2 protein-coding genes are annotated in these 1,492 nt (G+C 65.5%); both read left to right on the forward strand.

Annotated elements, in window-relative coordinates:
* On the forward strand, positions 1 to 768 hold a 768-nt coding region (locus DQ230_RS16835; protein WP_162497501.1), incomplete at its 5' end, for a transposase.
* A 19-nt stretch (positions 769 to 787) separates the two neighbouring features.
* Positions 788 to 1,492, forward strand: a 705-nt coding sequence (istB, locus tag DQ230_RS16840) for an IS21-like element helper ATPase IstB (protein WP_113913700.1), incomplete at its 3' end; no start/stop codon positions are given.

Consider the following 1,492-nt stretch of genomic DNA (forward strand, 5'->3'; position numbering starts at 1 on the left):
GTTGAAGGCGCGGTGCTGATCGTGGAGCGCTGGATTCTGGCCCGTCTGCGCAACCGGCAGTTCTTTTCCATCGAGGCGCTGAACGTCGCCATTGCCGAACTGCTCGATGATCTGAATGCCCGGATCATGCGCCGGGTCGGACGCTCGCGCCGGGAGCTGTTCGTGGAGATCGAATGCCCCGCGCTCGGTCCGCTGCCCGATACGCCTTTTGAGTACGCGGAATGGAAGCGCGCCAAGGTGCATCCCGATTACCATATCGAGGTTCTGCATGGCTTCTATTCGGTGCCGCACCGCCTGATCGGGCGCCAGGTCGATGTCCGGCTCACCCACCGCATGATCGAGATCTTCCATAATCACGAACGGGTTGCGGTTCACCACCGCCGCGGACAGCGCGGCGGCCATAGCACCATCAAGGAGCACATGCCCAAGGCGCATCAGCGCTACGGTGGCATGACGCCCGAGAGCCTGATCACCCGGGCCGCCCGCACCGGCTATCACGCCGCCGCGCTCGTCGAGCGGCTGATGCGCGACAGGCCGCATCCGGAACAGGGCTATCGCTCCGCCCTCGGTGTGCTCGGCCTGCAGCGCCAGTTCGGGGCGGACAGGCTGGAAGCGGCCTGCGAACGCGCCCTGACGGTCGGCACCGTCAATTATACCTCGGTGCGCTCCATCCTGATCACCGGTCTGGATCGGGCGCCCAGTCCGCCAGACCCCGTCACCGCCACGCCGGTCCACGACAATATCCGCGGCCCCGGCTACTACCAGTAACCCCGGAAAGGACAAACAGATGCTGACACACCCCACACTCGACCAGATGGCCGCGCTCGGCCTGACAGGCATGGCAGACGCCTGGAAGGCTTTGGCCGAACAGGATCCGGGTCAGGCCCTCGAGCGTAATGAATGGCTCGGCCTCATGCTCGATCGTGAATCCGCGGCCCGCGCCGACAAGCGCTTCGCCAACAGGCTGCGCAATGCGAAGATGCGCTTTCCCAACGCCTGCATCGAAGATGTCGATTTCGCCGCCAGCCGGGGGCTCGACCGGCGTCAGATCCTCGCGCTCGCCCAAGGCGACTGGATCAGGGCCCGCGAGCAGATCATCCTCACCGGCCAGACCGGCACCGGCAAGACCTGGCTCGCCTGCGCCTTCGGCCATCAGGCCGCACGTCTGGATCATTCCGTGTCCTATGTCCGGATGCCGCGGCTCTTCGAGGACATGGCCATGGCACGCCTCGACGGGCGCTTCCCCCGCCTCGTCGACAAGCTGGCCCGCGTCCAGCTGCTGGTGCTCGATGACTGGGGCACGCACGGCCTGACCGACCAGCAGCGCCTCGATCTGCTCGAACTTTTCGAAGAACGCTACCAGCGGCGGTCCACCATCATCACCGCGCAGCTGCCAGTGTCCGGATGGCATGACATGATCGGCGAACCCACCATTGCCGACGCCATCCTCGACCGGATCGTCCACAACGCACACCGCATCGAACTCAAGGGA

This window comes from Roseovarius dicentrarchi (assembly GCF_003316635.1).
In the GTDB taxonomy this organism is placed as follows: Bacteria; Pseudomonadota; Alphaproteobacteria; order Rhodobacterales; family Rhodobacteraceae; genus Roseovarius; species Roseovarius dicentrarchi.